The sequence below is a fragment of the Candidatus Edwardsbacteria bacterium RifOxyA12_full_54_48 genome (assembly GCA_001777915.1).
Lineage (GTDB): Bacteria > Edwardsbacteria > AC1 > AC1 > EtOH8 > UBA2226.
Window position 1 is genome coordinate 196,028 of sequence record MFFN01000002.1, and the last position, 20,196, is coordinate 216,223.

Genomic DNA, 20,196 nt, shown 5'->3' on the forward strand with positions numbered 1-20,196 from the left:
CGCTAAAGCTTTGGCACTCGAGGAAGTCATACATTAAAGCGTAGGTGGAAGCTACTGCACTTAAAGAAGACATTAGAGTAGCGTAAGCGGAACGGGGGCCCTTTGTCATCCTACAACTTGTGTTGCTACGAAGTTTTCTCAGGATGACATTGATCTTTATTGTTGAGACTGGACCTCTGCCGGAGTAAACACTTAATGCAATGAAGCGCGGGAGTGAGAGTCAGGATATGACAAGTAATTCGTTCTCTGCGTCTCTGCGGTAAAAAACCCTTTCGGTATTTTCGTGTATTTCGCGGGCAAGTAAACCTCTTTATGCCATCAGTATTCCCTCCGGCATGTCGGCCTTGGCGATCCGCCCCTTGATATACAAACTGCGGTAGATCCACACCCGGAAGAAAGCGTCCAGCTTCTCCTCGGCCCGGCTCCCCTCTATCACCCCCAGGGCCCGGATGACGGCCTCGAAAGTGCATAATTTAAAGGGATCCTCCTGGGCGCGGATCCGGTATTTTGCCTGGATCCCGGCCGGGAGATGCACCTTGACGGCATTTTTCATCAGCGGTTCGCGCTTGACCATGCTGGAGGCCTGGTTCCAGCTGCCGTCCGGGATCAGCAGGCGAAGGGGATGCGCTGCTGGGGACAGGAACTTCTCATTCAACTCCACCGAGCCATGGCCGGGGAAAAGCACCAGGTCGGTCTCATATTTTTTGTCGGGGGCGGCTTCCACCGGCTTGTCCTTTAAACCCCGGACATGCACTGCGCTGTTTTGGAGGGCCAGCTTGACCAGCCTTCCGCTGTTGCTCATCTTGCGGATATCGGCATAATGGATCACCACCTCCACCCTGGTTTTCAGGTCCAGCCGGGGGGAAAGGTGGCAGACGCACAATTCAAGGTGCATCCGGCAGTCCGGACAGCGCAATCTCTGATCCAGTTTCTGTCTCATCGTCCGGATATTTCCTTTTCAGCAGGGATCATGGGTGAGATGCTGATTGATCATGGCCAATTTGAAGGTTTTGTCAATGATCTTTCCCCGGTCGAATATCTCCAGCACCACTCCGCCTTCTTCCAGGATCATGGTCTGGCAGCAGCCGAAGATGGTGGGCGACCGGTAGATCCTCTGTTTTTTGAGGTCCAGCATCAGGAGGTAGAATCCGGGGATGTTGTACCCCGGATCCCAGCGGACCAGGACCAGCCGCTGTTTTGCGGGGTCGTAGGCGTAACGGTCCTGAAAATCCCCCTGTTTCAGGTAGGGATGATCGAACCCTTCCACCCGGACCTTGCCCCCGTTGTAGGGCGATCCCATCCGGATCTCTCCCATGCCGGAGAATTTCACCGGGGCTTTGTTTTTCAGGTTAGGCAATGAGATGGTGTCTCCTTCTCTGATTTGGTTTCAGTTATATTGCGCACCCATATCCAATGCATGATGAATACCAGCAGTGATATTATCATCATTAGGAGCCTTTTGATAAAATATCGCTTCGCCTGATATGTCAGTCTATCCATCTCCGAGGTTTTCTCGCTGTCGTACATTACCCTTAGCGCTTGATCATCGGGCGTTTGAACCTTCTCAGTAATTTCTTTCTCTACTGCCTCGGCTTTCTTCTGGCTGGCAAGCTGTTTATATTTAAAACTTTCAAATGATGTGTATTTGAGGGATAGCCTTGAAGAGATTGCCGAATCACTTTGATCCATTACCGATACCACAAATGCCGGAATGGAGACGATCGAGAAAATGAGAGCTATAAGACATACGGTATATCCGTATATCTGGCTGAACAAGTGCTGTTTAGACATGGACCTGCTCCTTTTTTTATTGACATATCTTGGTTTAAATATCTCTTGGGCGATAAACCCTATCTTTTCTATCTGGTCGGCGCATTCTTGACATAATGGTCGAACCAGTCCAGCATTTCATACAGCACATGCTCCACCGATTCCCGGGCAATGTAACCATGGTTCTCATACGGCAGCATCACCAGCCGGGCGGTGCCGCCGGCTCCCCGGACGGCGTCGTACAGTTTTTCCGACTGCAGGGGCACCGTTCCGGGGTTGGCGTCGATCTGGCCGTGGATGATCAGCAGCGGCTCATTGATCTTGTCGGCCTGGAGCACCGGGGAATTCTTGATGTAGGTATCCCTGGCCTGCCACAGCGTCCGCTTCTCGTTCTGATAGCCGAACGGCCGCAGGGTGTGGTTATAGGCCCCGCTGCGGGCGATCCCGGCCCGGAAGATATCGGTATAGGCCAGCAGATCGGCGGTCATCAGAGCGCCGTGGCTGTGCCCGGCCACCCCCACTCTGTTTGGATCTGTCACGCCCATCTCCACGGCCTTGTCCACCGCCGCTTTGGCATTGGCCGCTATCTGCTCGATAAAGCCATCATAGGCCGTGCCGGGCGGGCCGACCACCGGCATCGAGGCGTCATCCAGCACGGCGTAGCCGTTCAACAGGAAGAACAGCTCTGAGGTCCCCCTGATGGCGGTGAACCGCTGGGAGCTTCCCTCCAGCTGACCGGCCACCTCTTTTTGGGCCAGGTCGCTGGGATAGGCCCACAACAGGGTCGGCAGGCGGGTCCCTTTTTTGTGCCCCGGCGGCAGGTAAAGGGTGAATGACAGCTGCAGTCCGTCATCCCGCTGATAGGTGACGATCTGTTTCTTTATTTGGCGCAAGACCGGGGCCGGGTCGGGAAATCCGGTTATGGCCCGGGATGAAGATCTCCGGGAGGCCTCGCCCGGGGTATATTTACCCAGGGGCTTTTTAGCTAGGGTCCGCCGGAAATAATTGGGAGGATCGGAAGGTAACTCCCTCCGGGAGATGAAGGTTCCTTTTTCGGGATCGATCCAGGCGTAATAGGCCTCGTAGCAGTCCTTGCCGGACCGGAAAAGCCTTTCGGTTTCAAGGGTATTCAGGTCCATCCGGTCCAGGAACGGCCGGTCTCCCTCCGGAGAGCTGCCCTGCCCGCTTAAGAATACCCGATCCCCCTGGCGCCTGATCACGTTAACGCCGTTGGGCATTATCATCATTACCGGATCGCCGGGCTTTTGGTATCGTTGGTGGATGCTCATGTCCCACACCAGGAGCGGGGTCTGGGCTGCATCATCGGCATCGTGCAAATATACCTTGAACCATTTGCGATCCCGGTCATACTCCCAGACCAGGACTTTCCCGCTTTGCTGCATCCAGCGCATCTTGTAATAGCGGTTTTCGATCCGGCACAATTCCCCGGAAGGCCCGCCGATATTTTTTTGCATCAAGCGGTCGCGATGGGGTACTTTATTTGCCGGGTCTCCCCCGTCCAGGGCCTCGGCCCAGATCACGGTGGCATCGGCGGTGTGACGCCAGGCGTGTTCCCGGGGCCCGGTGATCTCGCCGTCAATGGGCACCTGCTCGGCCAGCGGCTGGCTGGCCAGGTGTTCTATCATTTTCCCCTCGGCTGACCACACCTCCACCTCGCGGGGAAAGCGCTGGTAGGAACGCTGGTAGGAATACGGCCGGTGGATCCAATTCACCAACAGGTAACGACCGTCCGGCGACGGTTCAACCTGATCATAGATCGCCGGTCTGCCGATAAATTCAACCTTGCCCGAAGGCAGTCGGACCAGGACCAATTGCGAGGTGGCGTAATGATCGAAAAGATCGGCGTCTCCCGGAGTTTTCAGCACGTCCCTGGCTTCATAGGTGCTGCTGGCTGTTGCCGAACCGGAACTTTCCAAGATCCTGGGCCCCGGAGGCACTGCCTCGACCTTAGGCGGCAAGCCTCTGTTCGCCGGAATGGTCTTGACCAACAGACTTTGCTGGTCCGGCATCCAGTTCAGATAATTGTCCAGCAGGGGGTTTATCCTTATGTCTTCGATCTTTTTAGCCTGACAGGTTGCCAGGTCAAGCATCCAGAGCTCCACCCCGCTGTCGCTTTCGTTGATAAAAGCAACCAGGTTGCCTGTGGCATTCCATTTGATGCCGTCTATCCGCTTGACCTCGGGCGGCAGAATTACGGGTGTCTCTTTCCCGGTAGCAATATCCTTTAGGGTCAGACTCACCCAATAAAATATATAACTCCGCTCCATGTTGGTGCGGGGGTTCACCCGGACCCCGGCCAGGGGAAGCATCGGTTCGGCCAGGTCGGCAATGGATGGGTAAAGCGACGGCTGAGCCAGCAGCATCTTTTGAGCCGTGGGATCTATGAATACGGTCGGTGGCAGCGGTGCATTGAGGATATCCAGCACTGCCTGGGGTGGTTTTTGGTATGCCTGCTGGCAGAAAGCCTGGGGCAGGCCGAGAAGAAGAATAAAGAGAGTGATAAATATTTTTTTCATAATGGTTTTATAAATAATATCTAATTTTATTGCTATGTTTCATAGCTTAAATTATCACAGGTGACCAACTATTGTTCTACTTTTGCAATGGGCTTTGTTTAGCAACACTAATAGCAAACTTGTCGTTTTTAACACGAAGATTAACTTGTTTACTGTATTATTCCTCAGTTAAATTCTGATCAATACAACCATGTGCCGGTTTTAATACAATTAATTTTATTAATTCAATAATACCTTGTGAGATGCTAATGGTTGGCAACTCTTTGCTTAATATGATCGACCATTCAGGTTTATGTTTTTTCATTATCTCATAACATAGTTTCAAATCATTATTACCCCCACCCCCTTTTTTCTTCTCTTTATAACGATCAGGCAGATATTTTTTTAATATAGATTTGATTATAGGCGCATTCGCTTTATTCAAAATAAGTTTTTCAATATCCGTTGGAACACTTATTATCTTAAAGTGCTCATAAAGTACTTTTCGTATGTCGTTATTTATGGGAATACTGGCCAGCTGCATCTTTGTTAAATACTTATATTTTATCGGATGTTTTTTATTTAATTTTAGTGCATCTATGGTTCTCATAAAATCTTTTGGCCATTTATCGTCATCGCCAACAATCATCCACCCAATATTAAATGCATCTAATAAAGATATTGGACCGTGGAAATTACCACCAGTAACCTCAATAACTTGAATGTCATTCTGGTCAAAGGATAAATTGATTTTATTCTTATTAACTTTGGAAATTATTTTGTTAGATAAATTGGACAATATACGCGAATCGCTGATACCTTCAACGATTATTACACGTTTCGCAAAAAGGCACTCAGCATTTTTATTATAAATATATTTGTAAAAATCATAAACATCCTTCTTCGTTATTTTTGGTTTAGATATTTTAGTATAGCCGTTTTCTTGAAATACGCGATAGATATTCATCGGTTCAATAACGTCAACAACATTGCAGCTGTGGGTTGTTAATATAATTTGTTTCTGTGTTGAAAGCGACAACAAAGACTGAATAAATGGTCTTAAGTATGAAGGATGTAAATGAGATTCAGGTTCTTCAATCACGATAATGCTAGGTGAGTGATATTTAAATAACCCCAAAAATATATATGCAGCAATATTTTTTATACCATGACCTTTTGATTGTAAATGGTGTACGGGGTCCCCTTGGTTTATATATAACTTTACAAATGATATTAGTTTTTTCGCATCAATATCTAGCTTAAAACTAATATCTTTCTTTGATAACGAAAAATTATCGAGAAAACGCTGTTTTATAGGGCCGTAAAGACCGTCTATTTTTGCATTAAGATTTTTTAAGGCTGCTTCTGTTTTATCATTTATTTGTTTTTCTTGATAATCACTAAATTTATTTTTTATCACATATCCGACTATACTTTCTAAATTATTATAATCAATATGTTCATCATTTGCTAAATCAATAAATATAAAATGCTTCCTAAACAAACCTTGCAAATAATACAATTGGTTTTGTTTCAATAATGTACGGTTCTTTCCCTGTATGTAGTAATACTTTGCTGCTTCGTTAGTTTTATGCTTGCGTTCGATAGTCATTAGATCATTATTCACGAGAAACAATAAATTATATTTTGCCATATCTCTTTTATCCAATTTGCCAGAAATTTGTATTATGGCACGTAAAAGAATAGTACTGGATTGTATTTTTGCATGTGCATCATTTAAATCGGTTTGTGCTTTCGTGGTAAAAAATAATTTTATCGCACTTAGAATATTTGTTTTTCCAGCATTATTAGGACCAACTAAAGCATTTATGTTATTACATTGTAGCGTTTGCTTTGATAAAGAGCGATAGTTGCCAATATAAAACTCGACTAATCGCATTTTATTCCCTTCTTAACGCTGTTACTGTTATTTAACTGCTACAACATTACTTGCTAAATACTAGCAAATATAAATCATTATACACCCTCATACCCGATATATGTCAAGGATAAAATAAGCAGGCGGCTATTAAGCCGCCTGCTGGGTCTCACCCTGCCCTCCCCTTTGTGGGAAGGGTTTGAATTTGTGCCTTGGTGTCACTTCGGCATTGCTCAGTGCATGCTTGGTGGTTAAAGAACATGGATTCCTGTCTTCACAGGAATGACACCATAGATTGCTTCGTTTGCCAGTTAGCAATGACTCCTCGCAATGACTAGCCCTTTTGAAAAACCTTTGTGCGCTTTGTGGTTAAATTAGATGATTCGGATAGTAAGGTAGACATTCCTTGTTCAGGATGACGTTGCTAAAAATAAATCCGTAAAATCCGCGTTAATCCGTGTTCTATTTTTCCGGTTTCTTCTCTACCTTGACCTCCGGCTCCCACTTGCATTTGGGGCAGGCCGGGAAGGCCCCCCGCTGCTTGGTGTATTTCTCCACCAGATGCCCGAACCCGCAGTTCTCGCACTTCTGCGGCAGGGGCTTGTTCCACACCGCATACTTGCAGTCGGGATATTTGCTGCAGGAGAAGAAGGCCTTCCCCCTTTTGGTCTTCCGTTCGGTCAGCTGGCCGTCGCAGCCCGGCTCGGGGCACGGCACCCCGGTGGAGATGGGCTTGATGGACTTGCACTGTGGATAGTTGGAGCAGGCCAGAAACTTCCCGAAGCGCCCCCGTTTGAGCACCATCGGCCCGCCGCATTTGTCGCATAACACGCCTTCCGCCGCCTTCTGCTGTTCCTCCTCCTCCTCCAATGGCTTGGTGGTCTTGCATTCCGGATAGTTGGAACAGGCGTAGAACCGCCCGAAACGTCCCCATTTGATGACCATCGGGCTCTGGCAGTTGGGGCATTTGATGTCGGTCTCTTCCACTAGCGATTTTTTGATCTCCTCCTTGGAGGATTCGGCCGACGTCAGGTCGCGGGAGAATGGTTCGTAAAAATCCTTCAGCACCTGGATGCGGTCCAGCTTGCCCTGCTCGATCTTGTCCAGCTCGTTCTCCATGTCGGCGGTGAACTGCACCTGGAAGATGTGGGGGAATTTTTCCACCAGGATCTTGCTGACCACCTGTCCCAGCTCGGTGGGCTTGAGCTGTTTCTGCTCCCGGTCCACGTATTTGCGGTCCAGCAGGGTGCTGATGATGGAGGCATAGGTAGAAGGACGCCCGATGCCCTGAGCCTCCAGGGTCTTGATCAGGCTGGCCTCGTTGTACCGGGCCGGGGGCTCGGTGAAATGCTGTTTGGGCAGCAGCTCCAGCAGTTTAAGGGTTTCTTCCGATGTCAATTCGGGCAGCATCTTGGAATCGGCGTATTCTCCGGAGTCGTCCTCCTGCACCCCGTAAGCAGCCAGGAATCCGGCGAACTTCAAGGTGGACCCGGTGGCCCGGAAAAGATATTTGCCGGCGGTGATGTCCACCGCCTTGGTGGAATAGACCGCCGGGGTCATCTGGCAGGCGATGAAGCGGCTCCAGATCAGGCCGTATAATTTGAACTGGTCCAGGCTCAGGAAATTCTTGACCGCCTCCGGGGTCCTTCCGGCCATGGTGGGCCGAATGGCCTCGTGGCCCTCCTGGGCCCCCTTGCGCGATTTGTAATGATTGGCCTCGGCCGGCAGGTATTCGGCCCCGTATTTTTGGGCAATGAATTCCCGGGCCGCGCTTACGGCCTCCGGCGCCAGGCGGACGGCGTCGGTGCGCATGTAGGTGATCAGACCCACCGCACCCTCGTCGCCCAGGTCGACGCCTTCGTACAGCTGCTGGGCCAGCATCATGGTCTTCTTGGCGCTGTAACCGTAGGCCCGGGCGGCGGCCTGCTGCAGGGTGCTGGTGATGAACGGCGGATAGGTGGAGCGCTTGCGGTCCTTTTCGTCAATGTTGCTGATGGCGAACTGCGATTTATTCAGCTCGCTGACGATGGCCTGGGAAGTCTTGCCGTCCTTGATGGCCGCCTTCTTGCCGTCTATCTTTAACAGCGATGCTTCGAACGGCGTTTTTGATTTTCCCTCCAGCCGGGCGGCCAGCGACCAGTATTCCTGGGGTTTGAAAGCGTTGATCTCATCCTCGCGCTCGCAGATCAGGCGCAACGCCACTGTCTGCACCCGGCCGGCCGAAAGCCCGCGGCGGACAGTGGTCCACAGGAACGGGCTGACCTGATAGCCCACCAGCCGGTCCAAAATGCGCCGGGCCTGCTGGGCCTCCACCCGGTTCATGTCGATCTTGCCGGGATGGGAAATGCCCTTGGTGATGCTGTCCTTGGTGATCTCGTAGAACATCACCCGGTGGACCTTTTTCTTGGCGTCCTTGACCTGGCCGGAGATATGCCAGGCGATGGCCTCCCCCTCGCGGTCGGGGTCGCAGGCCAGGTAGACCTTTTCGGCGGCGTTGGCGCTTTTCTTGATCTGTGACAGGGTCTTGGTCTTGCCCTTGATGGTCACATATTGGGGTTTGAAATCGTCCTTGATGTCCACCCCCAGCTTGCTGGCCGGCAGGTCTATCACATGACCCATGGACGACAGGACCTCGAAATCCTTGCCCAGGTATTTTTTGATGGTCTTGGCCTTGGCCGGGGATTCCACAACTACCAGGTTCTTTGACATTGGATCAGCCTATATTTAAGTTTAAGATTTATTTTCACACAGATTACACAAATTGGAACAGATTACCACAGACTTAATTAAACCACAGAGACACCAAGACACAAAGTTTTCTTTTAACTCTTCTTGCTTTGTTCACATCTCCCCTAGTAAGGGGAGAGAAAGAACTTGTCCTTAGGTCATTGCCAGAACACACCGTGGATATACAATCCGAAACCAAGCATTATTTCTTCCTCTGAATAGCCCTTTTCACCGCCTTGATGATATCCCCGTCCATCAGATGATATTTCTTCATCAGCTCCCAGGGCTGGCCGGACTCGCCGAAGGTGTCCTTCACCCCCAACATTATTATCCTAATCTGCAAAGGAATAATCGCTTTGTATTCTAATTATATTCGTATTCTGCACTTTGTATAATATTATCCCCGCTGCGCCTGTACCGGTGGTGTAACCTTCGCAAGTGAAATATACTTCACCAGCTAACGAAAATGTTTGATTAAATACTGAACATGGCAATATATTAATAATTTTATCAGTCAGAATAACAGTAAAATGTTCTTTTTTAGATTTCACCGATTTGAATTGCATTATAGTTAGTTTACTCTTTGTTAACCTATAATGTTCAACATCATAACTATCAGATATTTGCTTCTTGATTAAATTAGCATCATTCATTATCGTATCAATTATTGACTTTACAAACCCCTTTACCGGCAAACTATCATTATTTGCTTTTAAATACTTTGATATTTCACTCAATAAACTATCTTGTACATGGTCGGATAATTTCTCCAGTTTAATCTCGCGCATGCCGTTCTTATGCTTCATATTATCTGGAAAATTAATTATAAGATATTCACCGGGTTTATCAATTAAATTGTGATTATGAAGATTAAAATATAAAAATACATCGCCAGTGCTCTCATTTTTTTTAATATAAAAATAACTTATCTCATCAACGCTAATTTTAGAGTTCTTTAAAAGGTTTACTGTTTTGCCGGGTTTCAAATAAATATTATTTTTAATCAATGTATTCGGAATTTTATACGGTTTATATGATTTTAATGAATCATCAACGTTCGGTAGATCATATATTAAACCCCATAGTTCCTCATGTTTGATGTAATTATTACTCGTAATTGAATCATCAGCCTTTACAATATTATATAAATAAAACTCAGCACTAAATGCTTTTGTAAATAAAATGCAAATCATGAAAATAAAGTGATAAAATATTTTCATTTTTACCTCTTAATGGTTTTGTTTTTCTCAAGAACCCTGAAAATCGCTTTAATGATATCCGCATCCATCAGATGATATTTCTTCATAAGCTCCCAGGGCTGGCCGGACTCGCCGAAGGTGTCCTTTACCCCCACCATCTCCACGGGAACCGGGCATTCCTGCGCCAGCACCTCGGCCACCGCGCTTCCCATGCCTCCGGCCAGCTGGTGTTCCTCGGCGGTGACCACCGCCCCGGTCTTCTTGGCCGAAGCTATCAGCGCCTTCCGGTCTATTGGCTTGATGGTGTGCAGATTGATCACTTCACAAGAGACGCCTTCTTCAGCCAGCTTATGGGCCGCAAGTAGTGACAGATAAACCATCAATCCGCAGGCCACGATGGTGACATCCCTGCCCGGCCGTATGATCTGGGCCTTGCCGGGTTCGAACGGTGTTTTTAGAGTGGTTATCACCGGGATGGGCTCACGTCCCAATCGGATATACACCGGGCCGGCCATTTGGGCCGCCGCCAGGGTGGCCCGTCGGGCCTGATGGGTATCGCAGGGGACGATCAGCTTCATGTTTGGCAGGACCCGCATGATGGAGATCTCCTCCAAGGCCTGGTGGGTGGCTCCGTCCGGGCCGACCGACAGACCACCGTGGGCCCCGGCCAGCTTGACATTCAGATCGGCATAGCAGATGGAGGTCCGTATCTGGTCCCAGGCCCTCCCGGTCAAAAAGACACCGTAGGTGGTGACGAACGGGATCTTTCCGGTCAAAGACAGGCCTCCGGCCATCCCCAGCATGTTCTGCTCGGCGATGCCGATATCGAAGAATCTTTTGGGATATTTCTCGGCAAACCGGCTGGTCAGGGTGGATTTTGACAGGTCGGCGTCCAGCACCACCACCCTTTTATCCTTGGCTCCCAGTTCCAGCAGGGCTTCGGCATAGCCGAAGCGGGTGGGCTGCTGCTCCATTGACCCAAGTTCCGTTATCTTTGCCAAATGAAGATCGCTCATAATCTATTTCAGAGGATGTTTATCCAACAAAACCGTGAACGGCCAATTGAAGAACTCCATCACCGTTGGTTTTTGTGCCGGTTTTATATCGCCGGAATTGATGTCATAATAATATCCCGGCAGTCTGGCGTAGACCAACCTGCCTTTTACCAGGCCCCGATAACGGGCATCGATTTGATCGACCACGATCCTGGCACAGCCGCCCGGCTCCCTGGATTCGTAGGCCAGGACCAGCCCCTCCTTTGTGGTGGGGCGGTAGGGTGGCCGAAAAGAAACACTGGAATGCCCGGAACCCGTACTATCGCCGAATTCGATCTCCACTCCGACGGCAATGCTGTCAATATTCAATTCAAATTCGAGACCCGGCAAAGGAAAGGCCGAATTCTTTTTCAGGGGGAACACAATACTTATGAATTTGGGGCGCGGGCCCAGATCATCATATCCATCAATTATAAACCCGGCTACGGGATCAGGCTCCCAAATATACTTGGAACCGTCAAGTCTCATGGAATATGGTTCGGTTGGTGTTTTACTTGAAGAACAACCAAAGAGAAGCAATACGTTAAATATAATTGCTAATAGTTTATAAATCAATTTGTTAAGCATCGGGCCTTATTGTGTTCTTAAAGCCTGATGAACCTTTTCCAGCAGATCGGGTATCTCCAGTTTTTGGGGACATTTTGGCAGGCATCTTTGGCAGCCGGTGCATGCCGCCGCCCTCTCCTCTTCTTTCAGCCGATTGGCATACTGCCATTTAGGGCCATTATAGTTATTATAGCGTTCGGCCTCGTTGTACATGGCGAAATTGGCCGGGATATTGACCCCATAGGGGCACGGCATACAATAGCCGCACTGGGTGCAGTTTATGGCCTTGGAATCGAGATAGGCCTTTCTGACCTCTGCTATGACCTTCAAATCGTTCTCGGACATTTTCAACGACCCGGAGTTCTCAGCGATCAGTAGATTATCCCTGACCTGTTTCAGGTTGCTCATCCCGCTGAGCACCAGGGAAACCCCAGGCTGGCTCCAAGCCCATAGAAGACCCCACTCCGCCGGAGTACGGTCGATGCCGGACTTAGCCAATATTACTTTTACGTTTTCCGGGGGATTCGCCAAGGAACCTCCCCTAAGCGGCTCCATCACTATCACCGGAATGCTTTTTGCGTTAGCATATTCCAATCCGGCTGAACCAGCTTGGTTCTCGGTGTCCATGTAGTTATACTGTATCTGGCAGAAATCCCAGTTATGTTCGTCAATTATCTGTTTAAAGACCTCCGGACCGTCGTGAAACGAAAAGCCCAGGGAGCCGATCTGGCCTGCATCCGACTTTCTTTGAGCCCATTCCAGCACTTTAAAGCCTTTTAGCTTCTCCCAGGCGGTCTGGCTGAGGGCGTGAAGCAGATAATAATCTATCTTCCCTGTCTCCAGCCTGGCCAGCTGCTCGGCAAATATCCGGTCCATATCTTCGATTGAATTGACCGCCCAATACGGCAGTTTGGTGGCCAGCCGGACCTTTTGGCGGTAACCGTCCCTGAGGGCCTGGCCCACCACCGATTCGCTCTTTCCGTTGTGATAGCCATAGGCGGTATCGACATAGTTGACCCCGCTGTCCACCGCCAGGCGGATCATTTCTGTAGCCTGGGACAGATCAATATCTCCCGGATCGGCACTCTTAAGCGGCAGTCGCATGGCGCCAAATCCTAAAATGGACGCCTGAAAGTCATCTTTTCCGAATTTACGAAATTGCATTGTATTATTGATCAAACATTTATTATTCTTTATGTCATCCTGAGGGTACTCACAAACGTGGCTGGGCGTAGGATGACACTACTCACCCATTCGGCTTGGCGAGCAATGATGTGTCCTCAGGGTGACAAGGGTAAGTCACCATTTGTCATGATGAACTTTTTTAGCGGAATAACGATTCACTGGCTTAACTTTGGTTTTGGGATAACCAATCGAAATTATCGATAGAGGCATCACCTTTTTAGGCATGCCCAGCAATTTCTGCAGGTTTTTCAACCTCTCCATCCGGGGGTAGACCCCCAGCCACACCGCCCCCAGGCCCAGGGCATGGGCGGCCAGCAGAATGTTCTGGGTGGCCGCCGAGCAGTCCTGCACCCAGTAATCCTTGCATTGCTCGGCTTTGATATCGCCGCAGACCACTATGGAACAGGAGGCCTGTTTTAGCATCTGGGCATAGGGATGGATCTTGGTGATGGCGGTCAACACTTTTCGATCCGACACCACGATGAACTGCCAGGCCTGCTGATTGCAGGCCGAGGGGGCATTCATGGCGGCTTCCAGCAGCTTCTTGATCTGCGAGGCCGATACTTTCTTGCCGGTGTAACTGCGGATGCTGCGCCGGGTCATGATGGCTTTGATGGTTTCCATATTCCCTGCTATGGTATAAAAGTTTAACAGGTTGAACAAGTTTAAACCGTTCAACCTTTCAACGATTCAACTCTGCGATTGCTTTCATATATTCTTCCCTATTCGGCGCCCTGCCGTGCCAGCCGGCCTGGTTCTCCATGAAGGAAACGCCCTTGCCCTTGACCGTTCGGGCTATGATGACGGTGGGCCTTGTCTTTGACTGCCCGGCCTTGATAAAGGCTTTTTTTATCCGCTGTATATCATGCCCGTCAACCTCGATGACATTCCAGCGGAAGGCCCGCCATTTGTCGGCCAGCGGGGCCAGGCCCATCACCTTCTCCACCGGTCCGTCTATCTGCAGGTTGTTGTAATCCACAATGCCGATAAGATTATTCAGCTTGAAATGTCCGGCGGCCATGGCCGCCTCCCAGATCTGCCCCTCCTGCAGTTCCCCGTCTCCCATCAGGCAGAAGACCCTATGTTTACCGCCGTCCATCCTCAATCCCAGGGCCGTTCCGGCTGCAATGGACAATCCCTGTCCCAGCGAGCCGCTGGACATCTCCACCCCCGGGGTTTTTAACCGATGAGGATGCCCCTGCAAGACAGAACCCAGATGCCGGAAGGCGGCCAGATGCTTTTTTGAAAAGTAACCCGCTTCGGCTAAGGCGGCATACAGCACCGGACAGGCGTGGCCCTTGGATAAAAAGAACCGGTCCCGCTTTTGCCATTCTGGTTTTTGGGGATCGTGTTTCATAACATCGAAATACAGGACCGCCATGATATCGGCCGCCGAAAGCGAACCGCCGGGATGCCCGGAGCCCGCCTGATAGGTCATCTCGATTATATCCCGGCGTATCTGTCGGGCTATTATTTTTAACTGCGGGAGGGTCATCTTTTATTTCTTTGCCTTGGCCCAGTCGTCATTGAATTTCTTGATCCCGATATCGGTCAGGGGATGCTGGGCCAGCATCTTCAGCACACTGAAGGGCACCGTGGCGATATGTGCCCCTATCTTGGCGCAGTCCAGCACATGCAGGGGCGTTCGGATGCTGGCCGCCAGCACCTGGGTGGGCAGGTCGTAGTTTCCGTAGATCTGGACGATCTCCTCTATCAGGCCGATGCCGTACTCCGAAACATCATCCAGCCGCCCCACGAAGGGGCTGATGAAGGTGGCCCCGGCCTTGGCCGCCAACAGCGCCTGGTTGGCCGAGAACACCAGGGTGATGTGCGTCTTGACGCCCTGGGCCGACAGTTCCTTGACCGCCTTCAAGCCCTCCAGGGTCATCGGAATCTTGACGGCCACATTGGGATGGATCTTGATCAGCGGCTGGGCCTCCTTCAGCATGCCGGGGGCGTCGGGGCTTAACACCTCGGCCGAAACCGGCCCGTCCACTATGGCGCAGATCTCCTTGACCACCTGGGCGAAATCGCGCCCCTCCTTGGCGATCAGGCTGGGATTGGTGGTCACTCCGTCGATGATCCCCCAGCTGGCGGCCTCTTTGATCTCGGACACGTTGGCGGTATCTATGAACAGCTTCATTTTAGCGCTCCTGTATTAATTAAAAAACCTTCGTTCCTGATGATGAACGAAAGCAAATTCTTATCTGACATCGGGTTCCATTATACTTAAAATGCCCCGGTTTGTCAACCGCCTAGAAATCGCTGTTCAGGCTGATATGGACCTTGCCCTGTCCCCAACCGTCCCCCCGGCCCAGCCCGTAGACCAGGCTGACCCAGCCCAGGGCGGTGTCCATCCTGAAACCGGCCCCGTATCCGGAGCGGTAGCCCCGCAGCCCCCTCTCCGGATCATAGTAATAGCCCAGATCGTAGAACGGAAACAACTCCAAACGGCGGTCCGGCGAATAGCGGTACTCCAGATTGCCCCAGGCCAGCTGGTTGGCGATGAACTGCTCCTCCCAGTAGCCCCGCAAGGAAGCGGCCCCGCCCATGGAGAACTGGTCCGGCCGGGGAACGGGCTTTTCACTGGAGATAACCGCCCGAAGATGGGCGGCGGCAGAAAGGGCCTGCCGTTTGAAAATATCCCGGACCTGGCTGGCGTCCAGTTTGACCCGGGAGACCGTCAATTGAACCGAGGGGTCATAATATCTTTTACGGCCATATTCGATCTCTAATTTTGACCAGAAGCCCCGGGGGCTGACAGACCCGTCCCGGTAATCGGCCTCCAGAGACCACAGCGAGTTGTATTTGATGTTTCGCCCGATAAACTGGGCCGACCCCGGCACCACCCGCACCGCCTCGGCCCCCACTCCGGCGGTGAAATGCTCTCCGGCCGGAAGATCCGCCATCAGTCTGCCCGAGCTTTGGGTATAGGTGGAGTCCTCGATGCGGTGGCTGACCGTCGCGGTAAGGCCCAGGTTCAGGGAGAATATCCAGGGGGTGGAGAATTCGGCCGACAGCCGGCTGTTCTCCTGGCGCAGGCGCTGCCAGCTGATCTTGGCCCGGCGCCCCGCCCCGCCCAGATTGGAGAAGGCCATGTCAAGGCTGCCGGTCAGCCAGCCGTTCTGCCGGGTCTGATCACGGTTGTATCCCAGGGCTCCGAAGATATTGTTGTAACGCCCTTCCTCCAGGGCGATCAGCAGGTTCTCGGATCCCGCCCGGTCGCCGGCGGTCAGAACTGGCTCGGACACCGTCCGGAAAAGCCCGCTCTTGATGAGTCTGGCCCGTCCCTTTTCAATGTTTTTTCGGTTGAACACCACTCCCGGAGCCAGGCCCGATAATCTCAGCAAAGCATACTCTTTGGTCTGGACATTGCCGGAAAACCTGATTTTATCTATGTTTGCCCGGGGGCCTTCCACGATCTGGTAGCTGTAATCCAGCCGGCTGCCGGACAGGGAGAAATCCCCGACCGCTATTCTGGCATGGGGGAACCCATTATCGGCGTATATCAGGGACAGCGCTGCAATGTCACTTAGTATCTGGCCTTCCGAAAGAGTTCCCTTTGGCCGGACAGATAGCTGGCTTTCCAGGTAATTCTGACCCAGATAGCTGTTGCCGGTGATTATTATATTTCCGGCGGTGGGAATGATGCCGTTGGTTATTTTTACTTTGGCCTGGGTGCTGTCGGGCGAATACTCCAGCTCCAGCCCGGCCAGAAAACATCCGGCCCGGTTCAATTCCGCCAGCAGTTTATTCAGCCCCGCCGCCAAGCTTTCCGAAGACAGGCCGGTTTCCGTTTGGAAGCCGATAATGGCATTCATCTGCCTTGTGCTGAACGGAGACTGCCCGTCATAATCCATCCGCCCGATCACCGCCGGCCAGGCCGCCGAAGCCAGGGCCAGCACCATGGCCGCCGGCAGAATGTATGCTCTCATTTTAAAAATAAGCCCTGACCTCCATCCTTCCGTTGTGAGCGGTTCGGTTTCCGGCCTCTTTCCGGCCGTCGTAAGAAGAGGATATGGTGAAATAGCTGTTCATCCGGTAATCGTAAGTTGCCCGCCAGGTCTTGGTCCAGTCCAGGGGGCGGGTGTAGCGGAACTCCAGCGGAATGTTTTCCCAAGGCTGGTCGGCCTTCCGGTAGGTCGCCCCGGCCTCCAGCCTAAGTTGTCCGGACAGAGACAATTTCCGGGACAGGCCGGGGGACAACGACCAATGCTGGAAATTAGTGACCGGCACCGGCAGGTTATATCGCTGGATCCTCTCTCTTCCGGCCTCCAGCCTGGCGTTCAGATCGAGCTGCCGGCTGAGACTATGCAATATATCAGTTCCCAGAACATCAGGCCGGGCGCTGCTTTCCAGGCCTACCAGGTCGTTGTAGGCCTCCGTTATATTCGATGAAAAATAGAACGATAGCCGGGTCCTGTCATCCAGCGGATACCCTAACTCGGCTTTCCGTTCGTTGCTGCGGCGCACCGTGGCGGTGGCCAAGGTCTGGTTGTCGCGGTCCCTGCGCCAGCGATACAGCAGCCTGGCGTTCCAGCCGCCCCCGGCATAATAGCCGACATCCCCCGAAAGCTCCATCGACCCGGAAATATCCCGGGGATGGCTTTCCAGCGACGGCAGGGTCGCCAGCAGGGCGGGGTTTAATTTTCTCAGGGATTTTACTGCCGACAGAGCCGCCAGGTCCAGCCGGAAACCGGTCCACCAGGCCGGAGAAAAGTACTGCCCCGGGTTGAACTGCAGATAGCTTCTGGCCGATATCTCGCTGGCCCGGCTGGATGGCCCCTCCTCCAGTATCTGCTTAAGGTAGTTTCCGGCGGTGTCAGGATAGTAGGCTCCGGAAAGGGAGTCGTAGCTGTAATCCCCGGCCCGGTCCGGCACCTTGACATACACTTCCTTTAAGAGGCGGGCCTCGGTGGCGTTAAGGCTGTAATCCAATCCGGTTCGAAGGGACTGCTGCCAGGCAGAGTGATCCACCCTCAGCAGCCCCAGGTTGCTTTTCTGGCCCTGTCCGGGGGAGTTCGGCCGGAGGACCTTGCTGCGGTAGGTGTGATCCAGGCTCAAGGCCAGCGATCCCCCGGTGCCATACTTCAGGAAACTGCTGACCTGATCGGTATGGCTGGTTCCCTGCCAGATCTGCCCCAGACTGTCACGCGACAGGTCCTCGCGCCGGGAATAGCGGCTGCCCCAGTTAAGTTTTTTGGGGCGGCAGGCAAACCCCAGAAAACCTTCCATTATCCGGCCTCCCGAAGATGCACCGCTGTGATAATAGATATCGTCCAAAGTATTGCTGCCACCGGCCTGGTAGCTGACAATTCCCCGGGAGAGATCAGCCTCTGTCCGGTGCTCCTGCCGTCCGGCCGAAGACAGCAGGCTGTCGATCCAGGCCCGGCCCAGCAGGGTCTTCCGGTAATCATAGGATACGCTCAGGGCCGGCCAAGGCTTGAAGCTGGTGGACCCCTGATACTTGCGCAGCCACAACCCGTCCCTCAGATTGAGCCGTCCCCAACCCCCGCCGACCTTAAGATATCCGGCCGGCCAGTAGCCGGCCTTATATTCCTGGGAACGCTGCCCCTCCAGGGGGTCATTTTTTTTGAGGCCGGTCCAGCCCCCCAGCCCCCAGCGGCTCTCGAAATCGCCCTCGGCCAGGCTCAGCTCCGGTCGGAAATCGCTGCCGTATGATATGCCCCGGCCAGATACTTCAAAACCGCCCCAGCCCAGGGTGTCCCGGCGCCAGAGCAGATCGTACTTGCCGCCGTCGCCGGCATTGTCGCCGTCATCCTGCGACGACAGGGTGTTCAGATCCTTCCAGGTCCTGGCCCCGTTGACCGCCAGCCGCCCCCCCTCCCAAAGGGTCTTCAGCTGCAGTCCCAGCGATCGGAATTCTTCGGGACGGGGATATCTTTTCAGAGCCGCGTAGTCGCCTTTCCCCTGACCGGCATACACAAAAGCCCCCAGGACACTGTCATAAACGTAATCGCCTTTTCCCGAACCCATCCAGGTGAAGGACACGGCATATTGGCCCAAACCTCTTCCGGCATACAGGTAGACGGAGTCCGGTTTATCGTAGTCCCCGTTGCCGCTGTCGGCCAAAGACCCGCCGTCGCCCCAAAGCTTTGTGGTATCGTCCCCGGCCTCGGTTAAAACCGATCTCCAGACATCGTTCATCTCCCCGGCTGACGGTTGTTTGGGGTCGTCGGATTCCTGGTAATAGGCGCTGCTTATCAGCAGATTTTTTCCGGCATACAGGTCGCTGCTGACAAAATACAGGTTTCGGGAAAAGCTCTCCAGCGAGTATTCGAACTCGGCGGTGATCCTGGAATCATCGGTGATCATCCGGCGGGGGGTGAACAATATCTGTCCCCGGTCATAGTCCAGGGTATAATCGCGGTCGCTGCCCCGCTGCAACAGCGTCCCGTCCAGCCAAATTCGGTCGCTGTTGGCCAGCACCCGGAAAAAATTGGATCCTTCCGGCACCGTAAGCTGGTAAGGGCCCTGAACCCCGTCCCGGCCGGAGAAACGGACATAGCCCGGCTTCCCCTTGGCGCTGGACACCGAGAAACCCAGGGAATTGGACCGGTAGGAGAAGGCTGCGTCCAGCCCCTGCAACTGGCGCTGGACGTTAAGCAGTTGCTGGCGGTGGTACGACAGGTCGTAATCGCCCACCACGGCCGACCAGTTGGAGGAGTTGGCCTGGATGAATATCTTGTCGATCTGGCTCAGCTCCTGGGTGCTGCCGCTGACCGGCATTCCCTGGTCGGACAGCAGGGCGTTCACCTCCAAATCCTCCCCCAGACGCCCGTTGACCCTGACGTTCAGGGACTGGTCCAGGGACAGGTCCCTCCCGCTGCCCAAGCTTATTCCCACGGATTTGCTGCCGCCGAACCTCAGCTGTCCGTCCCTGGCCTGCAGCCATTGGCTCAGGCTGTCGGATCCGGCCGGCCGGACCGAAGCCGGCAAGGAAATCAGTTCAAAGGTATCGGGGAATAACTGCAGATGCTGTCTGTGCGGCGGTATCTGCAAAGGCAGGGCCGAATAAATAATATTGAGAGTGTCCCCCCAGGCCAGGGGCGATGCCAGGTATATGGTTCCCTGGTTGTAATCGATGACATAATCCAGATTGCGCAGCAGGAGCTTCCCCCCCACCAGGGCGCTGTCGCTGCCGGCAAAAACAAAGGGCGCCCCCAGCCGGTATTCATTCACGGCGGGGTCGCCGGCTATCATGATGCTTTTCCGGATCGGTGAGATGCTCTCCGCTCCGGAATAACCGAGCCATAGGCCCAGGACAGCAATGGTTATGGCCGTGCTGGTCCGCATAG

The 20,196-nt window shown here is 52.5% G+C and carries 15 protein-coding genes; all 15 read right to left on the reverse strand.

The annotated features are described in order from the left end of the window. Positions 1-310: 310 nt before the first annotated feature. Positions 311-940, reverse strand: a complete 630-nt coding sequence (locus A2273_06790) for a hypothetical protein (GenBank protein ID OGF08638.1) — start codon at positions 938-940, stop codon at positions 311-313. A gap of 18 nt (positions 941-958) precedes the next feature. Further along, a complete protein-coding gene (locus A2273_06795; GenBank protein OGF08639.1) occupies positions 959-1,357 on the reverse strand; it encodes a hypothetical protein in 399 nt (132 codons plus the stop codon). Then, positions 1,345-1,791, reverse strand: a complete 447-nt coding sequence (locus A2273_06800; protein OGF08640.1) for a hypothetical protein — start codon at positions 1,789-1,791, stop codon at positions 1,345-1,347. The genes A2273_06795 and A2273_06800 overlap by 13 nt, the downstream gene beginning before the upstream one ends. A 68-nt stretch (positions 1,792-1,859) precedes the next feature. Then, positions 1,860-4,307 carry a hypothetical protein gene (locus A2273_06805; protein OGF08641.1) on the reverse strand — a complete coding sequence of 816 codons (2,448 nt, stop codon included), beginning with the start codon at positions 4,305-4,307 and terminating at the stop codon, positions 1,860-1,862. 157 nt (positions 4,308-4,464) lie between these two features. Continuing rightward, the gene (locus A2273_06810; GenBank protein ID OGF08642.1) at positions 4,465-6,186 is read right to left on the reverse strand and encodes a hypothetical protein; all 1,722 of its coding nucleotides are present in this window, start codon (positions 6,184-6,186) and stop codon (positions 4,465-4,467) included. Between the two features lie 441 nt (positions 6,187-6,627). Next, positions 6,628-8,874, reverse strand: a complete 2,247-nt coding sequence (locus A2273_06815; GenBank protein OGF08643.1) for a DNA topoisomerase I — start codon at positions 8,872-8,874, stop codon at positions 6,628-6,630. A gap of 350 nt (positions 8,875-9,224) precedes the next feature. Continuing rightward, positions 9,225-10,112 (reverse strand): hypothetical protein, encoded by an 888-nt coding sequence (locus A2273_06820; GenBank protein ID OGF08644.1) that lies wholly within the window; start codon positions 10,110-10,112, stop codon positions 9,225-9,227. Positions 10,113-10,114: 2 nt separating this feature from the next. Next, on the reverse strand, positions 10,115-11,065 hold the full coding sequence (locus tag A2273_06825; protein ID OGF08645.1) for a transketolase: 951 nt from the start codon (positions 11,063-11,065) through the stop codon (positions 10,115-10,117). 45 nt (positions 11,066-11,110) lie between these two features. Further along, the gene (locus tag A2273_06830) at positions 11,111-11,614 is read right to left on the reverse strand and encodes a hypothetical protein (protein OGF08646.1); all 504 of its coding nucleotides are present in this window, start codon (positions 11,612-11,614) and stop codon (positions 11,111-11,113) included. 105 nt (positions 11,615-11,719) lie between these two features. Then, complete coding sequence (locus A2273_06835; protein OGF08647.1) at positions 11,720-12,856, reverse strand: aldo/keto reductase; 1,137 nt, start codon at positions 12,854-12,856, stop codon at positions 11,720-11,722. 135 nt (positions 12,857-12,991) lie between these two features. Continuing rightward, a complete protein-coding gene (locus A2273_06840; GenBank protein ID OGF08749.1) occupies positions 12,992-13,492 on the reverse strand; it encodes an NADH dehydrogenase in 501 nt (166 codons plus the stop codon). 67 nt (positions 13,493-13,559) lie between these two features. Beyond that, a complete protein-coding gene (locus tag A2273_06845) occupies positions 13,560-14,372 on the reverse strand; it encodes a transketolase (protein OGF08648.1) in 813 nt (270 codons plus the stop codon). Between the two features lie 3 nt (positions 14,373-14,375). Beyond that, complete coding sequence (locus A2273_06850) at positions 14,376-15,020, reverse strand: fructose-6-phosphate aldolase (GenBank protein OGF08649.1); 645 nt, start codon at positions 15,018-15,020, stop codon at positions 14,376-14,378. 112 nt (positions 15,021-15,132) lie between these two features. Continuing rightward, on the reverse strand, positions 15,133-16,812 hold the full coding sequence (locus tag A2273_06855) for a hypothetical protein (GenBank protein ID OGF08650.1): 1,680 nt from the start codon (positions 16,810-16,812) through the stop codon (positions 15,133-15,135). A gap of 1 nt (position 16,813) precedes the next feature. Then, on the reverse strand, positions 16,814-20,194 hold the full coding sequence (locus tag A2273_06860; GenBank protein OGF08651.1) for a hypothetical protein: 3,381 nt from the start codon (positions 20,192-20,194) through the stop codon (positions 16,814-16,816). Positions 20,195-20,196: the final 2 nt, after the last annotated feature.